Annotated in this window: 17 protein-coding genes and 1 other annotated feature; of the genes, 11 read left to right on the forward strand and 6 right to left on the reverse strand. The window is 56.0% G+C overall.

Translation table 11 applies throughout. The features are described 5' to 3' along the window. Positions 1-92: 92 nt before the first annotated feature. Together AC6I8A_RS05355 and AC6I8A_RS05360 are read right to left on the reverse strand one after the other, a co-directional pair. Positions 93-3,242: an efflux RND transporter permease subunit gene (locus AC6I8A_RS05355; protein ID WP_256695818.1), complete on the reverse strand. Its 3,150-nt coding sequence runs from the start codon at positions 3,240-3,242 to the stop codon at positions 93-95. Positions 3,243-3,258: 16 nt separating this feature from the next. After that, on the reverse strand, positions 3,259-4,449 hold the full coding sequence (locus AC6I8A_RS05360) for an efflux RND transporter periplasmic adaptor subunit (RefSeq protein WP_008103889.1): 1,191 nt from the start codon (positions 4,447-4,449) through the stop codon (positions 3,259-3,261). 142 nt (positions 4,450-4,591) lie between these two features. On the opposite strand from AC6I8A_RS05360, the gene acrR reads away from it, so the two are divergent. Beyond that, positions 4,592-5,233: a multidrug efflux transporter transcriptional repressor AcrR gene (acrR, locus tag AC6I8A_RS05365; protein WP_061717444.1), complete on the forward strand. Its 642-nt coding sequence runs from the start codon at positions 4,592-4,594 to the stop codon at positions 5,231-5,233. On the opposite strand, the gene rsmS is transcribed toward acrR, so the two are convergent. From rsmS to priC, 3 genes are read right to left on the reverse strand one after another with little or no spacing between them, the layout of a single operon-like run. Then, positions 5,230-5,385, reverse strand: coding sequence for a pleiotropic regulatory protein RsmS (gene rsmS, locus AC6I8A_RS05370; RefSeq protein WP_497818136.1), 156 nt, complete (start codon positions 5,383-5,385; stop codon positions 5,230-5,232). The genes acrR and rsmS overlap by 4 nt on opposite strands. 8 nt (positions 5,386-5,393) lie before the next feature. Next, the gene (locus AC6I8A_RS05375; protein ID WP_293791623.1) at positions 5,394-5,639 is read right to left on the reverse strand and encodes a GlsB/YeaQ/YmgE family stress response membrane protein; all 246 of its coding nucleotides are present in this window, start codon (positions 5,637-5,639) and stop codon (positions 5,394-5,396) included. A 51-nt stretch (positions 5,640-5,690) separates the two neighbouring features. Continuing rightward, the gene (gene priC / locus AC6I8A_RS05380; RefSeq protein WP_497818137.1) at positions 5,691-6,203 is read right to left on the reverse strand and encodes a primosomal replication protein PriC; all 513 of its coding nucleotides are present in this window, start codon (positions 6,201-6,203) and stop codon (positions 5,691-5,693) included. A gap of 57 nt (positions 6,204-6,260) precedes the next feature. On the opposite strand from priC, the gene AC6I8A_RS05385 reads away from it, so the two are divergent. The 6 genes from AC6I8A_RS05385 (at position 6,261) to htpG (ending at position 12,435) form a co-directional block, all read left to right on the forward strand. Further along, positions 6,261-6,638 (forward strand): DUF454 family protein, encoded by a 378-nt coding sequence (locus AC6I8A_RS05385; RefSeq protein WP_497818138.1) that lies wholly within the window; start codon positions 6,261-6,263, stop codon positions 6,636-6,638. A gap of 155 nt (positions 6,639-6,793) precedes the next feature. Beyond that, a complete protein-coding gene (gene apt / locus AC6I8A_RS05390; RefSeq protein ID WP_008103878.1) occupies positions 6,794-7,345 on the forward strand; it encodes an adenine phosphoribosyltransferase in 552 nt (183 codons plus the stop codon). Between the two features lie 151 nt (positions 7,346-7,496). Further along, positions 7,497-9,476, forward strand: coding sequence for a DNA polymerase III subunit gamma/tau (gene dnaX, locus AC6I8A_RS05395; RefSeq protein WP_497818139.1), 1,980 nt, complete (start codon positions 7,497-7,499; stop codon positions 9,474-9,476). Further along, positions 8,818-8,879, forward strand: a sequence feature (DnaX frameshifting element). It overlaps the preceding gene by 62 nt. A 50-nt stretch (positions 9,477-9,526) precedes the next feature. Beyond that, the gene (locus AC6I8A_RS05400) at positions 9,527-9,856 is read left to right on the forward strand and encodes a YbaB/EbfC family nucleoid-associated protein (RefSeq protein ID WP_008103874.1); all 330 of its coding nucleotides are present in this window, start codon (positions 9,527-9,529) and stop codon (positions 9,854-9,856) included. Beyond that, entirely contained in the window at positions 9,856-10,461 is a 606-nt protein-coding gene (gene recR / locus AC6I8A_RS05405; RefSeq protein WP_008103873.1) for a recombination mediator RecR, read from the forward strand. Before AC6I8A_RS05400 ends, recR begins: the two co-directional genes overlap by 1 nt. A gap of 99 nt (positions 10,462-10,560) precedes the next feature. Further along, positions 10,561-12,435 (forward strand): molecular chaperone HtpG, encoded by a 1,875-nt coding sequence (gene htpG, locus AC6I8A_RS05410; protein ID WP_265299693.1) that lies wholly within the window; start codon positions 10,561-10,563, stop codon positions 12,433-12,435. Between the two features lie 52 nt (positions 12,436-12,487). Here the strand turns inward: htpG and AC6I8A_RS05415 are convergent, their stop codons facing one another. Then, positions 12,488-13,357 carry a LysR substrate-binding domain-containing protein gene (locus AC6I8A_RS05415; RefSeq protein ID WP_293796640.1) on the reverse strand — a complete coding sequence of 290 codons (870 nt, stop codon included), beginning with the start codon at positions 13,355-13,357 and terminating at the stop codon, positions 12,488-12,490. Between the two features lie 188 nt (positions 13,358-13,545). On the opposite strand from AC6I8A_RS05415, the gene AC6I8A_RS05420 reads away from it, so the two are divergent. From AC6I8A_RS05420 to AC6I8A_RS05435, 4 genes are all read left to right on the forward strand, one after another. After that, the gene (locus tag AC6I8A_RS05420; protein ID WP_497818140.1) at positions 13,546-14,376 is read left to right on the forward strand and encodes a DUF6024 family protein; all 831 of its coding nucleotides are present in this window, start codon (positions 13,546-13,548) and stop codon (positions 14,374-14,376) included. Between the two features lie 151 nt (positions 14,377-14,527). Further along, positions 14,528-15,172 carry an adenylate kinase gene (adk, locus tag AC6I8A_RS05425; RefSeq protein ID WP_061717437.1) on the forward strand — a complete coding sequence of 215 codons (645 nt, stop codon included), beginning with the start codon at positions 14,528-14,530 and terminating at the stop codon, positions 15,170-15,172. Between the two features lie 122 nt (positions 15,173-15,294). Beyond that, positions 15,295-16,254 carry a ferrochelatase gene (gene hemH / locus AC6I8A_RS05430; RefSeq protein ID WP_154153565.1) on the forward strand — a complete coding sequence of 320 codons (960 nt, stop codon included), beginning with the start codon at positions 15,295-15,297 and terminating at the stop codon, positions 16,252-16,254. 58 nt (positions 16,255-16,312) lie between these two features. Continuing rightward, positions 16,313-17,614 (forward strand): inosine/guanosine kinase, encoded by a 1,302-nt coding sequence (locus AC6I8A_RS05435; RefSeq protein WP_293796635.1) that lies wholly within the window; start codon positions 16,313-16,315, stop codon positions 17,612-17,614. Positions 17,615-17,637: the final 23 nt, after the last annotated feature.

Here is a 17,637-nt window from a genome sequence, read left to right on the forward strand (position 1 = left end):
ATTGCAACCGTGAAAAACACAGGGATTTTGGCGGGGCAGGGAAGCAGCAATAAAAAAGGCCGCATCAGCGGCCTTTTAGGGAAGGGTAGAACTTAGTGTTTGTGCTCTACCGGATGACCTTGTTCCAGGTCACCTTTGTTCTTACTGAAGCGGCGACGTACCACCACGAAGAACACCGGAACGAAGAAGATAGCCAGCGCGGTCGCTGTGACCATCCCGCCCATTACGCCGGTACCTACCGCGTTCTGTGCGCCAGAGCCCGCACCGGTGCTGATCGCCAGCGGCATTACGCCGAGGATAAAGGCGAGCGAGGTCATCAGAATCGGACGCAGACGCATACGGGATGCTTCCAGCGTTGATTCCACCAGCCCTTTGCCTTCCTTCTCCATCAAATCCTTGGCGAATTCGACGATCAGGATGGCGTTCTTCGCCGACAATCCTATGGTGGTCAACAAGCCCACCACAAAGTAGACGTCGTTACTCAAGCCACGCGCCGTGGTGAAGATCAGTGCGCCGACCACACCCAGCGGTACCACCAACATCACTGAGAACGGAATCGACCAGCTCTCATACAGCGCGGCCAGACACAGGAACACCACAATTAGCGAGATAGCGTACAGCGCCGGTGCCTGGTTACCTGACAAGCGTTCCTGATAGGACATGCCGGTCCAGTCGTAACCGATACCCGCAGGCAGTTTTCCAGCCAGCTCCTCCATCAGGTTCATGGCATCACCGGAGCTCTTGCCTGGTGCTGCCTGGCCGAGAATCTCCATTGATGGCAAGCCGTTGTAACGCTCCAGACGTGGTGAACCGTACTGCCACTTCGCCGAAGAGAAGGCGGAGAACGGAACCATGGTGCCGCCGCTGTTGCGCACGAACCACTTACTGATATCGTCCGGCAACATACGTGAATCGGCCTGGCCCATTACGTACACCTTCTTCACGCGACCGCGGTCGATGAAGTCGTTGACGTAAGAACCGCCCCATGCGGCGCCCAGCGTGGTGTTAATGTCTGACAGCGACACACCCAGCGCCTGCGCTTTTTCCTGATCGATAATCAGTTTGTACTGCGGCGTATCTTCCATACCGTTTGGACGCACGCCCACCAGCGTATCCGGATGCTGGGCAATCATGCCAAACAGCTGGTTACGCGCGGCGGTCAGCTTTTCGTGACCCAGGTTGCCCTGATCGGTCAGCATGAAGTCGAAGCCGGTGGCGTTACCCAGTTCGATAATCGCTGGCAGGTTGAACGGGAACACCATCGCATCTTTGATTTGACCGAGTGCCTGCATGGCACGACCGGCAATCGCAGGGACTTTCAGACTGGCATCGCCACGCTCATCCCACGGCTTGAGGCTGACGAACGCGATACCGGTGTTCTGTCCACGACCGGCAAAGCCGAAGCCGTTGACGGTAAACACCGAATTCACGCTGTCTTTCTCTTTAGTCAGGAAGTAATCCGTCACCTGATCCAGCACTTTCTGGGTACGTTCCTGGGTAGCACCAGCCGGCAGCTGCGCCTGCGCCAGTAACAGACCCTGATCCTCTTCCGGCAGGAATGAGGTCGGCAGTTTCAGGAACAGATACGCCATGCCGACCACGATCACCAGATAAATCAGCAGGTAACGACCGGTGCTGCGCACGATATGGCCCACACTATCAACATAGTGGTTGGTGCTCTTATCGAACACGCGGTTAAACCAACCGAAGAAACCGGTGGTTTTACCGTGAGTGCCTTTCGGAACGGGTTTCAGCAAGGTGGCACAAAGCGCTGGAGTCAGAATCAACGCCACCAGCACCGATAGCGCCATCGCGGAAACGATGGTGATCGAGAACTGGCGATAGATGACACCGGTTGAACCGCCGAAGAATGCCATCGGGATAAATACCGCAGACAGCACCAACGCGATACCGACCAACGCGCCCTGGATCTGCTCCATCGAACGTTTGGTGGCCTCTTTCGGCGGCAAGCCTTCTTCCGCCATCACACGTTCAACGTTCTCGACCACCACGATGGCGTCATCCACCAGCAGGCCAATGGCGAGCACCATCCCGAACATCGTCAGGGTGTTTATCGAGTAGCCAAAGGCACTGATGATCGCAAAGGTTCCGAGTAAAACCACCGGCACGGCAATGGTAGGAATCAGCGTCGCGCGGAAGTTTTGCAGGAACAGATACATCACCAGGAACACCAGCACGATCGCTTCAAACAGCGTTTTCACCACTTCGAAAATCGAAATTTTCACGAACGGCGTGGTGTCGTACGGATAAACCGTTTTCATGCCTGACGGGAAGAACGGTTGCAGTTTTGCCAGCTCAGCTTTTACCGCATCGGCGGTATCCAGCGCGTTAGCGCCCGTTGCCAGTTTGATACCGATACCAGAAGCGGGCTTGCCATTATAACGCGCGATGATCTCGTAGTTTTCACCACCGAGTTCAATCTTCGCCACGTCACGCAGGCGCACCTGAGAACCATCCTGATTCACTTTCAACAAGATCTTACCGAACTCATCTGTTGAAGTCAGACGGGTTTGCGCAATGATCGAGGCATTAAGTTGTTGACCGGGCACAGGTGGCGTACCACCCAGTTGGCCAGCAGCAATTTGGGTGTTCTGGACTTTCAACGCGCTGATGACATCCACTGGCGTCAGTGAATAGTTATTCAGCTTGTGCGGGTCCAGCCAGATACGCATGGCATATTGCGCACCAAACACCTGTGTATCACCCACGCCCGGCATACGGCTGACCGGATCTTTGATGTTAGAGGCAACATAGTCAGAAATATCATTCTGCGTCATGGTGCCGTCATCGCTGACGAAACCCGCCACCATCAGGAAGCTACTGGAGGATTTCTTAACCTGAATCCCCTGTTGCTGCACTTCTTGTGGCAGTAACGGCGTGGCCAGCTGCAGTTTGTTCTGCACCTGAACCTGCGCGATATCTGCGTCAGTACCGGATTGGAAGGTCAGTGTCAGCGTCAATGTGCCCGACGAATCACTGCTCGATGACATATACATCAGGCCATCGATACCGTTCATGTTTTGCTCGATGACCTGCGTCACCGAATCTTGCAGCGTTTTCGCATCAGCACCCGGATAGGTCGCCTGGATTTCAACTGCCGGCGGCGCAACATTGGGATATTGCTCAATCGGCAGACTGATAATCGATAGCACACCAACCAACATGATGATGATGGCGAGCACCCACGCAAAAATGGGGCGATCAATAAAGAACTTAGCCATGTATCAGTGGCTCCTGTTATGACGATGATTTAGCAGACGGTGATTCTGGTGCAGCTTTGGCATCATCGGAGACTTCTTGTGGCGTCACCTGCGCACCCGGTTTGGCGCGCTGGATACCGGTGGTGATCACCCGATCGCCTGCTTTAAGACCTTCCGTTACCAGCCATTTGTCACCAAATGCCTGATTAGCGGTAATATTGCGAGATTCCACTTTATTATCCGCGCCTACGACCATCGCCGTTGCCTGACCGGTTGGGGTACGCGTTACGCCCTGTTGCGGTACCAGCAATGCGGTTGGATTGGTGCCTTCATCCAGACGTGCGCGCACAAACATACCTGGCAGCAGGCGATTGTCCGGATTCGGGAAGATGGCACGCAGCGTGATTGAACCGGTGGTTTCATCCACGCTCACATCAGAGAATTCCAATGTGCCTGTTTGCGGGTATGCGTTACCGTTTTGCATTAGCAGGGTGACGTTGGCCTTACCGTCGTTCTGTTTCAGCTGACCGGATTCCAGTTCTGCGCGCAAACGCAGGAATTCATCACTGGATTGGGTCACGTCGACATACATAGGATCGAGCTGTTGCACGGTGGCCAGCGCGGTAGTTTGCCCATTTGAAACCAGCGCACCTTCGGTGACTGACGATTTACCAATACGACCGCTGATGGGCGAGGTCACTTTGGTATACGCCAGATTGATGCGCGCGGTTTCGACGTTGGCACGCGCAGCCTGAGCGGCTGCAGCCGTTTGGGCTGCTGTGCCTGCGGCGGTGTCGTAGTCCTGCTGACTGATGTACTTAGTACCCAGCAGCGGCTTGTAGCGCGTGATGGTTAACTGCGCCACACGAGCATTGGCTTCAGCCTGGGCTAAATCCGCTTTAGCACTGTCGTAGGCCGCCTGATAGGTGGCAGGATCGATCTGATACAGCGACTGACCGGCTTTTACATCACTACCTTCAACAAAATTACGTTTGAGAATAATCCCTGACACCTGAGGGCGAACTTCCGCAACGCGGAAAGCCGAGGTACGGCCCGGCAGCTCAGTGGTAATTTGCAATGGTTCGTTTTTTAACGTCACAACACCCACTTCTGGGGGCTGCTGCTGGGCGGCTTGCTGGGATTTATTATCATCACATCCTGTTAACAAAAAGCTGCCTGAAAGCATCAGGACGGCCGCCAGAGGCGCTAATCCTCTGTTTTTATTCATAAATAAACCTCTAGTGTCCGATATCAAATGATCAATGGATCACAAACCGATAAACCCATTGCTGCGTTAAAACACGGGTCGTGCTATGGTACATACATTCACAAATGTATGTAAACTTACAAGTTCGTAAAAAAAGCCCAGCATGGCACGAAAAACCAAAGCGCAAGCTCTTGAAACACGGCATCAAATTCTTGACGCCGCATTAGCACACTTTTCCGAACATGGTGTGGCCGCCACGTCTCTGGCGGATATCGCAACAGCGGCCGGCGTCACGCGCGGGGCTATCTACTGGCATTTCAAAAACAAAGCCGATCTCTTGCATGAAATCTGGCTGCGTTGTGACGCTGGGCTGGACGATGTGGAACTTGAGTATCAGACAAAATACCCGGGTGATCCACTTTCTGTTGTACGTTCAATGTTGATCTATATCCTTGACGCCACAGCAAAGGATCCGCAAAGACGCGCATTAATGGAGATTATCTTCCACAAGTGTGAATTTGTTGGCGAAATGTCGACGTTACAGGATATGCGCCAAAGCTTACTGCTGGAGTGTTACGACCGCATTGAAGTGGTGTTGAAAGAGTGTATTGAGGTCGGTCAGCTGCCCAGCAACATCAACACGCGGCAGTCTGCACGCCTGATGTGCGGCTACATCAACGGCATGATGGAAAACTGGTTATTCAATCCGCAGGCTTATGATTTGGCTGCCGATGCGCCGCAGCTGGTGGATGCATTTTTGGATATGTTGCGCCTTAGTCCAACACTTACCACCGGGCCACGTTAAGCAGCATCTTCCGCCGCTTTCTTATGTTGATAATCCCGCTGAACAATTGCCAGCGCGGCCAGCACGGTGGCGGTGGGAACACCATTCTCTTCAAGCAGTTGAATCAGATCGACGGCAAGCTTGATTTCGTCGGGTGCGCTGTCCAGTGACATGGTTTCTCCTAAATACGTAATTTCGCCGCGACCAGCAGCATTAACAGTGCGCCCAGCAGCGCGCTGGCGAAACCGGCTGGATGTAAGGCGGCAAGATCGCCGGTGGTGAAGTAGGTGGCGATATAGCCGCCAATCAGCGCGCCAATCATTGCCAACACCAGCGTAGGCACAAAACCGCCCGGACGACCGGGAAAAATCACCCGCTTAAGCCAGCCTGCCGCTAAACCCATTACAATCCAAAAAACCAGCGTCATGATTTTTCTCCTTTTTTCACCGCTATGAGTATAGAGGAAAAAGCGCCGCGTTTAGCGTGGCATAGCCGGCAACTCCAGTTTGTAGATAGCGGCGCGGCAGCGTGCAAGGCGCTCCTGCAATTGATCAACTTCACGAATTAGCTGCTGCTGAACGCTGAGGGTTTCGGCGCGCGCCAGATGCAGCTCGCGCTCTTGAATCATCGCCAGTAAGCGCTTTTCGTAGCCTTGATACTCTTCACGTTTGGTCTGGCGTGCATCGACGCGTGGCCGCTCGCGCTTCACCCGCAGCTGTTGGCTTTGGCATTCGCGTTGCAGCGCGGCAATCTGATCCAGCACTTTCTCCGCCAGCCATTGACGCCGTGCCACATCGGTATCGGCTGCGGTTAACTGCGTAATATTGCCTTCCAGTTCGCGCAGATAATCCGCCAGACGCGTGCCGCTAGTGCGAAACAGTTGGGAATCAAAGCGCGGCTGACGACAGGCACCATCCGGCTGCTGTGCAATCTGCTGGCGCAGTAGATCTAACATGGCGTGGAGACGCTGCTGTGCGGGCGCTTGGGGCATCACTCTGTTTCCGACTGTGTTAACGTAACGCTGTTTTGACTCATTCAGGCATCAGGCATGCAGCGCATTTTACTACTGAGCCTTGGCTGGCTGGCGATTGTGCTAGGCACGCTGGGCATTGTATTACCTTTATTACCCACGACGCCATTTGTGTTGCTGGCGGCCTGGTGTTTTGCCCGCTCGTCGCCGCGTTTCCACTATTGGCTGCTGTGGAAATCGCCGTTTGGCCGCTATATTCGTCACTGGCAGCAGCATCGTGCTATGCCACCCGGTGCCAAAATGCGCGCCATGCTGCTGATCGTGATTACCTTTTCGATCTCGATTTATCTGGTGAACCTGCTGTGGGTACGCATTCTGTTAGGCGCGATGCTGTGCATGCTGCTGCTTTTTATGTGGCGCATTCCGGTCGTCGCCGAGGATGTCAGCCCGCCATAACAGTAGCGTGAGGGTTGCATTTAGCCGGGTATTTGCATAGATTTGGGCATCTTCGTGCGTGGCTTCCCTTATAAACGACTTCGCTTAACCCGGTTTCCGGGGTTTGGCGCTAGAGAAGCTGCGCGTATTAGATATTTTCTCCAGGCGTAACATTTATGACCGCAACTGCGCAGCAGCTTGAACTCATCAAAAACAGCATTAAAAGCATTCCTGACTATCCGAAGCCGGGCATTCTGTTCCGTGACGTGACCAGTCTGATGGAAGATCCGCAGGCGTATGCCGCGTCGATCGCCATTCTGGTTGAGCGTTATCGTAACAAAGGCATCACCAAGGTGGTGGGAACGGAAGCGCGTGGCTTCCTGTTTGGCGCGCCGGTGGCGCTGGGTTTGGGCGTGGGTTTTGTGCCGGTGCGTAAGCCAGGCAAACTGCCGCGTGAAACCTTCAGCGAAAGCTATGAGCTGGAGTACGGCACCGATGCGCTGGAACTGCACAAAGATGCCATCAAGCCAGGCGATGTGGTGCTGGTGGTGGACGATCTGCTGGCAACCGGCGGCACGCTGGAAGCAACGGTGAAACTGATCCGCCGCGCCGGTGGTGAAGTGAAAGACGCCGCATTCGTGATTAATCTGTTTGACCTGACCGGCGAAGCCCGCCTGACCGCCATGGGCGTCGAGTGCTTCAGCCTGGTGAATTTCCCCGGCCACTAAGGCCTGCGCGCTCCGCTGCACTGCGGGGCGCTACCTCTGCAAAGTTAGTGGTTGCTGATCCGCTGGTGGCTGTTAAACTACTGCCAAAATAAACAGGGTTTGCGAAGCTGCATTTTCTCCCTTCTCCCTAAATTCCAGTGATTGAATCCACATGAGCTATCAGGTACTTGCGCGAAAATGGCGTCCCCAGGCCTTCGCTGACGTAGTCGGTCAGGAACATGTGCTGACTGCGCTGGCCAACGGGTTGTCACTGGGACGAATCCATCATGCTTATCTCTTTTCTGGCACCCGTGGCGTGGGGAAAACCTCGATCGCCCGTCTGCTGGCGAAGGGCCTTAACTGTGAAACCGGCATCACCTCAACGCCGTGCGGACAATGCGACAACTGCCGCGAAATCGAGCAGGGCCGTTTTGTCGATCTGATTGAGATCGATGCCGCCTCACGCACCAAAGTTGAAGACACGCGCGATCTGCTCGATAACGTGCAGTACGCGCCGGCGCGCGGTCGCTTCAAGGTCTATCTGATCGATGAAGTGCACATGCTGTCGCGCCACAGCTTCAACGCGCTGCTGAAAACGCTGGAAGAGCCGCCATCGCACGTCAAATTCCTGCTGGCGACCACCGATCCGCAGAAGCTGCCGGTGACGATTCTGTCACGTTGTCTGCAATTCCATCTCAAGGCGCTCGACGTTGAGCAAATCCAGCAGCAGCTGGCGCATGTGTTGCAGCTGGAGCAGATTGCTGCCGAACCGCGTGCGCTGCATCTGCTGGCGCGCGCCGCTGACGGCAGTATGCGCGATGCGCTCAGCCTGACCGACCAGGCGATTGCCATGGGGCAGGGCAGCGTAACGCGTGACACCGTGGCACAAATGCTCGGCACGCTCGACGACGAACAGCCATTGGCGCTGATCGAAGCGCTGGTGGATGGCCAGGGCGAACAGGTAATGGCGCTGCTGAATCAGGCCGCGTCGCGCGGGGTGGAGTGGGAAGCGCTGTTGGTTGAGATGCTGCGTTTACTGCACCGCATTGCGATGGTGCAGCTGTTGCCGAGCTCGCTCAGCGAGGACGATCTTAGCCAGGCCGATCGCCTGCGCGAGTTAGCGCGCGTGCTGCCACCGGCTGACGTACAACTCTATTACCAAACGCTGTTGATGGGACGTAAAGATCTGCCGCTAGCACCGGATCGGCGCTTAGGCGTGGAGATGACGCTGCTGCGTGCGCTGGCGTTCCATCCGCAGGCGACGATTGCCGAGCCGGTGGCGCGTCCCACCTTGACGCCACAAGCTGCTCCGCAGGTCGCGGCGCCACAAGCCGCACCAAAAGCCGCGCCCGCACCGGCTGCGCAGCCGCAGATGGCCCCGCCGAACCATGACGCGCCGCCAATGTCGGATGATTATCCAGACATGCAGCCTGCGCCCGATCCGTTACCCGACGCCACCAGCCAGTTGTTACAGGCGCGAACGCAGTTGCTGCGTCAGGGAGCCGGCAAAGCAAAAAAGAGTGAGCCGGCAGCGCGTTCCGCGCGGCCGGCGAATCCGGCGCTGGAACGACTCGCTAGCGTCACTGAACGTGTGCAACAACGTGCATCTGAACCCACGGTAAAAGCCCCGGCCAAACCGGAAGCCTATCGCTGGAAAACGCAGTTGCCGGTTGAGGTTAAAGCGGAGCCGGTGGCGACGCCAAAAGCCTTGCGTTCGGCACTTGAGCATGAGAAAACGCCAGAGCTGGCGCTACGTCTGGCGGAAGAAGCCCAGCAGCGCGATGCGTGGGCCGCAGAAATCGCCGGGCTGACGCTGCCGAAACTGGTGCAGCAAGTGGCGCTCAACGCGTGGAAAGAGGTGGGCGCAAATGGCATTACGCTGCATTTGCGCAGCAGCCAGCGCCATCTGAATTCTGCGTCGGCAAAGCAAGCGCTGGCGGACGCGCTGAGTCAGTCTGCCGGTCAGCCGGTTGAATTGACCATTATTGAAGACGATAATCCTACGGTATTGACGCCACTTGAGTGGCGTCAGGCCATTTATGAAGAGAAGCTGTCGCAGGCGCGGCAGTCGATCAGTAGCGATACCCATATTCAGACATTGCGTCGATTCTTCGATGCCGATTTGGATGAAGAGAGTATTCGACCGGTGTGAACATGCTGCCGCGCGTCAACTGCGCGCAGCCCCAGCAGAGAGAGAAAACTATGTTTGGTAAAGGCGGATTGGGCAACCTGATGAAACAGGCCCAGCAGATGCAAGACAAAATGGCCAAAGTTCAGGAAGAGATCGCCGCGATCGAAGTGACCGGTGAATCAGGTGCTGGCTTGGTTAAAGTAACCATCAACGGTGCGCACAACTGCCGTCGTGTCGAAGTCGATCCAAGCTTGCTGGAAGATGACAAAGACATGCTGGAAGATCTGATCGCGGCAGCCTTCAACGATGCGGCACGTCGTATTGATGAAACGCAGAAAGAGAAGATGGCTGCGGTCTCTTCAGGTATGCAGCTGCCACCTGGCTTCAAGATGCCGTTCTGATGCAAACCAGTCCACTGCTTGAATCTTTGATGGAGTCGTTGCGCTGCCTGCCGGGCGTTGGCCCGAAGTCGGCGCAGCGCATGGCTTTTCAGCTGTTGCAGCGCGATCGTAGCGGTGGCATGCGTCTGGCGCAGGCGTTGACCCGCGCCATGTCGGAAATTGGCCACTGCGCTGATTGCCGTACCTTCACCGAGCAGGAAATCTGCACCATCTGCGCCAATCCGCGTCGTCAGCAAAACGGCCAGATTTGCGTGGTGGAAAGCCCGGCAGATATCCACGCCATTGAGCAGACCGGCCAGTTTGGCGGCCGCTACTTTGTGCTGATGGGCCACTTGTCACCGCTGGATGGCATTGGTCCACAGGATATCGGCCTGGATCGGCTGGAGCAGCGTCTCGAGCGCGAAACCTTAACCGAAGTGATCCTCGCCACCAATCCCACGGTGGAAGGGGAAGCCACGGCCAACTACATCGCCGAGCTGTGCGGACAATATGGCGTTGATGCCAGCCGCATCGCACACGGTGTACCGGTTGGCGGTGAGCTGGAAATGGTCGATGGCACCACGCTGTCGCACTCGCTCGCTGGACGCCACAAGATTAATTTCTAATCACTTGCCGATGTCTTCGCAGACATCGGCTTGAAATCCTCTCCTTCATCCCCATTTCTCTCTCAACGTATCATCAACCCCGATTCAGTTGAGGTAGCAATGACCATGAAAGGACAAGAGACGCGTGGCTTCCAGTCAGAGGTAAAACAACTTCTGCACCTGATGATCCATTCGCTCTATTCAAATAAAGAGATTTTCCTGCGCGAGCTGATTTCCAACGCTTCAGATGCCGCCGACAAACTGCGCTTCCGCGCGCTGTCGACGCCCGATCTGTATGAAGGCGACGGCGACCTGCGCGTACGTATCTCGGTCAATCCGGAAAATCGCACGCTGACGCTCAGCGATAACGGCATCGGTATGCGCCGTGATGAGGTGATTGAGAACCTCGGCACCATCGCCAAATCCGGTACCAAATCCTTCCTCGAATCCATGGGCTCCGACCAGGCGAAAGACAGCCAGCTTATCGGCCAGTTCGGCGTGGGCTTCTACTCGGCGTTTATCGTGGCGGACAAAGTCACCGTGCGCACCCGCGCCGCAGGCGCGAAAGCGGATGAAGCGGTGTTCTGGGAATCGGCCGGCGAAGGCGAGTACACATTGGCGGAGATTGAGAAAGCCGATCGCGGTACCGAAATCACGCTGCACTTCCGTGAAGGCGAAGATGATTTCCTCGATGCGTGGCGCGTACGTAACGTGATCAGCAAATACTCCGATCACATCGCGCTGCCGGTTGAAATTGAAAACAAAGACGAAGAGAGCGACACCACCACCTGGGAAAAGATCAACAAAGCCCAGGCGCTGTGGACGCGTAACAAGTCAGAGATCAGCGACGAAGAGTACAACGAGTTCTACAAACATATCGCCCATGATTTCAGCGATCCGGCGATCTGGAGCCACAACCGCGTGGAAGGCAAGCAGGAATACACCAGCCTGCTGTATCTGCCGTCACGCGCGCCGTTTGACATGTTCAACCGCGACAGCAAGCACGGCCTGAAACTTTACGTGCAACGCGTGTTCATCATGGATGACGCTGAGCAGTTCATGCCGAACTACCTGCGCTTCGTGCGCGGCCTGATAGATTCCAACGATCTGCCGCTGAACGTATCGCGTGAAATCCTGCAGGACAGCCGCGTGACCCAGAGCCTGCGCGCCGCGCTGACCAAGCGTAGCCTGCAGATGCTGGAAAAACTGGCGAAAGACGACGCAGAGAAATATCAGCAGTTCTGGAAAGAGTTCGGTCTGGTGCTGAAAGAGGGCCCGGCGGAAGACAACGCTAACCAGCAACAGATTGCCAAGCTGCTGCGCTTTGCCACCAGCCAGAGCGAAGGCGCCGAGCAGAACGTTTCGCTCGACGACTACCTGACGCGCATGGTGGAAGGTCAGGATAAGATTTACTACATCACCGCCGACAGCTATGCCGCCGCGAAGAGCAGCCCGCATCTGGAACTGTTCCGCAAGAAAGGCATCGAGGTGCTGCTGCTCTCCGATCGCATCGACGAATGGATGATGAGCTACCTCACCGAGTTCGACGGCAAAACTTTCCAGTCAGTCAGCAAAGCGGATGATTCGCTGAGCAAACTGGCCGACGAAGAGACCGAAGAGCAGAAAGAAGCGGAGAAGGCGCTGGAGCCGTTTGTTGAGCGCGTGAAAACGCTGCTGGGCGAGCGTGTGAAAGAGGTGCGTCTGACGCATCGTCTCACCGATACGCCAGCGATCGTCACCACCGATGCCAACGAAATGACCACGCAGATGGCGAAGCTGTTTGCTGCTGCCGGTCAGGACGTGCCGGACGTGAAGTACATCTTCGAGATCAATCCGGATCACACGCTGGTGAAACGCGTGGCTGATACCCAGGACGAAACGCGCTTTGCCGAGTGGGTTGAGCTGCTGCTGGATCAGGCGCTGCTCGCCGAACGCGGTACGCTGGACGATCCCAACCAGTTTATCCGTCGCATGAACCAGTTGCTGACGGCGTAATCGCACCAAACTCGTAGGGTCGCCATTCATGGCGACCTTTTTTTTATCCGCTTTATATCTGCGCCTGATCCCGCAACCAATCACGAAACAAGGTAATCTCCGCATCGTGCTGGCGCGAAGTCTTGGTCATCATCAACGTCGCGCGATCGACGCGTACAAAGCCCAGCGGCGCGATCAAGGTGCCATCACTCAACTCCTGACGCACCAGCAAGCGCGGCGCCATAATCACGCCCAATCCATTTCTCGCTGCCTGAATGCCTAACGTCAAATTATCGAAATGCTTGCCGATCCAGTAATTACCGCGCACGCCGCTGGTTTTCGCCCATTCAGCCCACGCATGCAGCCGTGTATCGGCGTGCAGCAGCGGCAGCGAGGCGAGATCCTGCTCGCTCTGAAAACGGGCCGCAAACTGCGGGGCGCACAGCGGGCCGATGTAATCATCGCTGATCAAAGTGGTATCAATATCGTCATCCGGCGACTGCTCGGCGCTGAGAATCAGTACATCGGTGTGTTCGCTGCGTAGCTGGTCGATCTCCACCAGCGACTGAAACTGCACTTCGATATCGGGATAGCGCTGATAAAAGCTGGCAATACGCGGAATCAGCCATTGTGAGAGAAAGCTGGGCGCGCAGGAGACGCTCAGATGATGGCGCATGCCGGTACGGATGCTTTCGCAGGTAGTGGAGAGTTCGCTAAAGGCTTTCTGACAGCTCACCAGCAAACGTTCACCGTGTGAGGTTAATTTGACGCGTCCATTGGTGCGCACAAACAACGGCTTCCCCATCCAGCTCTCCAGCTGTCGAACCTGATGGCTAATGGCGCTATGGGTGACATGCAGACGTTCGGCCGCCAAGCTAAAACTGCTATACAGTGCCGCCTGGTGGAAATAGTGCAGTGCACGTAACGATGGAAGCGCGGTCATACTCGTCCCCTGTGTAAAAACCTAACAGGGATTGTCAGTTTATATCATTTTAATGTCCAGCCGCATTGGCCTAACCTTTCCCCCAGATTCTGGCGGGTTGACGGCTCCGGCTCTCTGTGTTTCACGCCGACTATCACCGCAGGCTTCACCTCCCACACACAGCACAATAATAAGAGACCTATCACGCGATGGCTCCACAACTTGCTATTGCCAGGACGGCGGCGGCGCGCGATAAGCTTCGCGGCTTGCTTTCCCGCCATTACCGGCTTGAAAATTACGATCTCTTCTTCGCTCCGTCTTTGCATATCTCACGGGTGCTGCTTTCCCAGCTGTTTCTCCGTCAGGAACAGTCGCGCAATCAAACGCGCTATGCCTCCCACCATCCGGTCAGCGAACTCAGCGTACTGCCCACCTTGCCGATGACGGCGGGCAACATTGCATTGGTGGATCATGTCGATATGCAGCAAGGTCGGGTGCGGGCGCTAAGCGAATGCCAAAGCCACGGCGTTACCGATGCGTCGGAGTCATTTGCCACGCAGCTACATAAGCGGTTGGTGAGCGATGCGCGCCTGTTTGTTGCTCGCCTCGATCGCCACGCGGCGTTATGCGGCGATCTGGTGTTGATCGCGTTGCGCACCGCCGATTTCAGCACGCTGGTGCGCAGCGAACTGCGGCTGTTTGAGCAAGGATTAGCGCTTCGTGACGCACCCGAACAGGCACTGACGATGATCGGGGACAGCGAATGGCGTCCGTTCAATATTGCGATGGTGGAAAATATCGCACTCGACTCGCCCTTTATCCTGCACTCCATTCAGCAACCGGGTTTACCCTTTGCGCTTTTTCCGCTGCCGAACGGCCTCAATGCCAGTGAATTGCCGCAGGATATTCAGGTGCTGCCGCAACAGGCGCGTTTACGCTTGCGCGCCGACGTGCGTGGCGGCGTCAACAAGCAGCAGAACGTCACGCTAACACTGAAAAAACGGCTCAAAGACGCGCTCATGCTTAGCCGTAATTCCTAAAAACGGGCACTCTGCTGGTATTTGCTGACAAAGCAGGTCAAAGTAGACCTTTCGTGACGAGCGCGCCCGTTTCCTTGTGGTGCGCGGGCCATAATGGTATGTTCTTCGCCTTCTCAGATTGAACAATGCGATTCGCAAGGGGAATTACGCAATGCGTATTATTCTGCTCGGAGCTCCGGGCGCAGGTAAAGGCACTCAGGCTCAATTCATCATGGAGAAATACGGTATTCCGCAAATCTCCACCGGTGACATGTTACGTGCGGCAGTCAAAGCAGGTACGGAACTGGGCCAACAGGCAAAAGCGATCATGGATGCCGGTAAACTGGTGACTGACGAGCTGGTGATTGCGCTGGTAAAAGAGCGTATCACTCAGGAAGACTGCAAAAACGGTTTTCTGCTCGATGGCTTCCCACGCACTATCCCGCAGGCTGACGCCATGAAAGAAGCGGGCATCAAGGTTGACTACGTGCTGGAGTTCGCTGTACCGGACGAGCTGATTGTGGATCGTATTGTTGGTCGTCGCGTTCATACGCCATCGGGCCGCGTGTATCACGTCACTTACAATCCACCGAAAGTGGAAGGTAAAGATGACCTAACCGGCGAAGAGCTGACCACACGTAAAGATGACCAGGAAGAGACCGTGCGTAAGCGTCTGGTGGAATACCATCAGCTGACCGCGCCGCTGATTGCCTACTATGGCAAAGAAGCGCAAGACGGCAACACCGAATATCACAAAATCGACGGCACGCGTCCTGTCGCTGAAGTGAGCACGCAATTGGCCACGATTCTCGGTTAATGCGTTGATGGGGCCGGTTGTCCGGCCCTTTTGCAGCAATTGCTTTCCCCTCCCTCGATTTCCGCTACAATTTCCCCCTGATTTTGCATTCGACCCATTCGTTTCGACATCAAGGAAATACCATGAGGCAAGAAAAGCCCGGGGTTTTGCTGGTTAACTTAGGCACACCAGACGCACCCACAACACCTGCGGTTAAACGCTATCTGAAACAATTCCTCGGCGATCCACGAGTGGTTGATACACCGCGCTTATTGTGGTGGCCGATTCTCAATTTCATCATCGTGCCTTTCCGCTCGCCACGCGTATCGAAACTTTATGCTTCCGTGTGGATGGATGAAGGTTCACCGCTGATGGTCTTCAGCAAGCGTCAGCGTGACGCATTGGCGCAGCGCCTCGATATGCCGGTTGAACTCGGTATGAGCTACGGCCAGCCAAGCCTCGACAGCGCGTTAAAACGCTTGCTGGATCAGGGCGTGACCAAACTCATCGTGCTGCCGCTCTATCCGCAGTTCTCCTGCTCGACGGTAGCCGCAGTCTGGGACGGCTTAGCCACCAGCTTCAAACCGTTGCGTTCGCTGCCGGAAGTGGCGTTTATCCGCGATTATGCGGAGCATCCGGCTTACATCGCCGCGCTGAAAGCCTCGGTTGAGCGCTCGTTTGCACTGCATGGCGAACCGGATCTGCTGGTGCTGTCGTATCACGGCATTCCACAGCGTTTCGCCAATGAAGGCGATGATTATCCGCTGCGCTGCAAAGACACCACCGATGCGCTGGCCGCGGCATTGGGTATTGCGCCGCACAAGATCATGATGACCTTCCAGTCGCGCTTTGGTCGCGAGCCGTGGCTGACGCCGTATACCGACGAAACCATGAAGAGTTTGCCGGCCAAAGGCATCAAGCACGTGCAGGTGATGAGTCCGGGCTTTGCGGCGGATTGCCTCGAAACGCTCGAGGAGATCAGCGGTGAAAACTGCGAGATCTTCCTGCATGCCGGCGGCGAAAAGTTCGAGTACATTCCAGCGCTCAACGACGATGCTGAGCACATTGAAATGATGGTGCAGCTGGTCAACGCGCGCCGTTAAGGGTGTGGCAGAGAGTGTGATATCATTCTCTGCCTGATTTTCCCTGACGGCACTCTCGATGAAATTTCCCGGCAAACGCAAATCCAAACACTATTTCCCCGTCAACGCGCGCGATCCGCTGCTGCAAGCCACGCAGCAAGAGCAGGAAGAGGGCAGTTGGGTGGTGGGTATCGATCAGACGCTGGTGGATATTGAAGCCAAAGTTGATGACGACTTTCTGCAGCGTTACGGCTTAAGTGCCGGTCACTCGCTGGTGATCGATGATGCTACCGCCGAAGCGCTCTACAACGAGCTGATGCGCGAAGCGCTTATCAGCCATCAATTTGCCGGTGGCACCATCGGAAATACCCTGCATAACTACTCGGTGCTGGCGGATGATCGCTCGGTGCTGCTCGGCGTGATGTGCAATAACATCCAGATCGGCGGCTACGCCTATCGCTACCTGTGCAACACCTCCAGCCGTATGGATCTGAACTTCCTGCAGGGCGTTGATGGCGCGATTGGCCGCTGCTTCACGCTGATTGGCGAGCAGGGCGAACGTACCTTCGCCATCAGCCCTGGCTTAATGAACCAGCTGCAGGCCAACAGCATTCCGGAAGAGGTGATTGCGGGCGCCTCGGCGCTGGTGCTGACTTCCTATCTGGTGCGCTGCCAGCCGGGCGAACCGATGCCGGAAGCCACCTTGCGCGCCATCGAATACGCCAAAAAACACAATGTGCCGGTGGTATTGACGCTCGGCACCAAATACGTGATTCAGGATAACCCGCAGTTCTGGCGCGATTTCCTGCGCGACCACGTCTCGATTGTGGCGATGAACGAAGAGGAAGCCTATGCGCTGACCGGTGAACAGGATCCGCTGCTGGCGTCAAATATGGCGCTGGATTGGGTGGATTTGGTGCTGTGTACCGCCGGGCCAACCGGTTTGTACATGGCCGGTTTCACCGAAGAAGAGTACAAACGCAAAACCAATCATCCGCTGCTGCCGGGCGCGCTGGCTGAGTTCAACCAATATGAATTTAGCCGCGCGATGCGCCACAAGGATTGCAATCAGCCGCTGCGCATCTTCTCGCATATCGCGCCTTATATGGGCGGACCAGAGAAGATCATGAACACCAACGGCGCGGGCGATGGTGCGCTGGCGGCGCTGCTGCACGACATCACCGCCAACAACTTCCACCGCCAAAAAGTACCTAACTCCAGCAAACACGGCCGCGCCTACCTGACCTATTCGTCACTGGCACAGGTGTGTAAATATGCGAACCGGGTAAGTTATCAGGTGCTGAACCAGCATTCCCCGCGTCTGACGCGCGGCCTGCCGGAGCGGGAAGACAGCTTAGAAGAGTCTTACTGGGACCGATAAAACGGAAGGTCGCCATTCATGGC

This window comes from Pantoea sp. X-Soil-ISGK-275 (assembly GCF_059730795.1).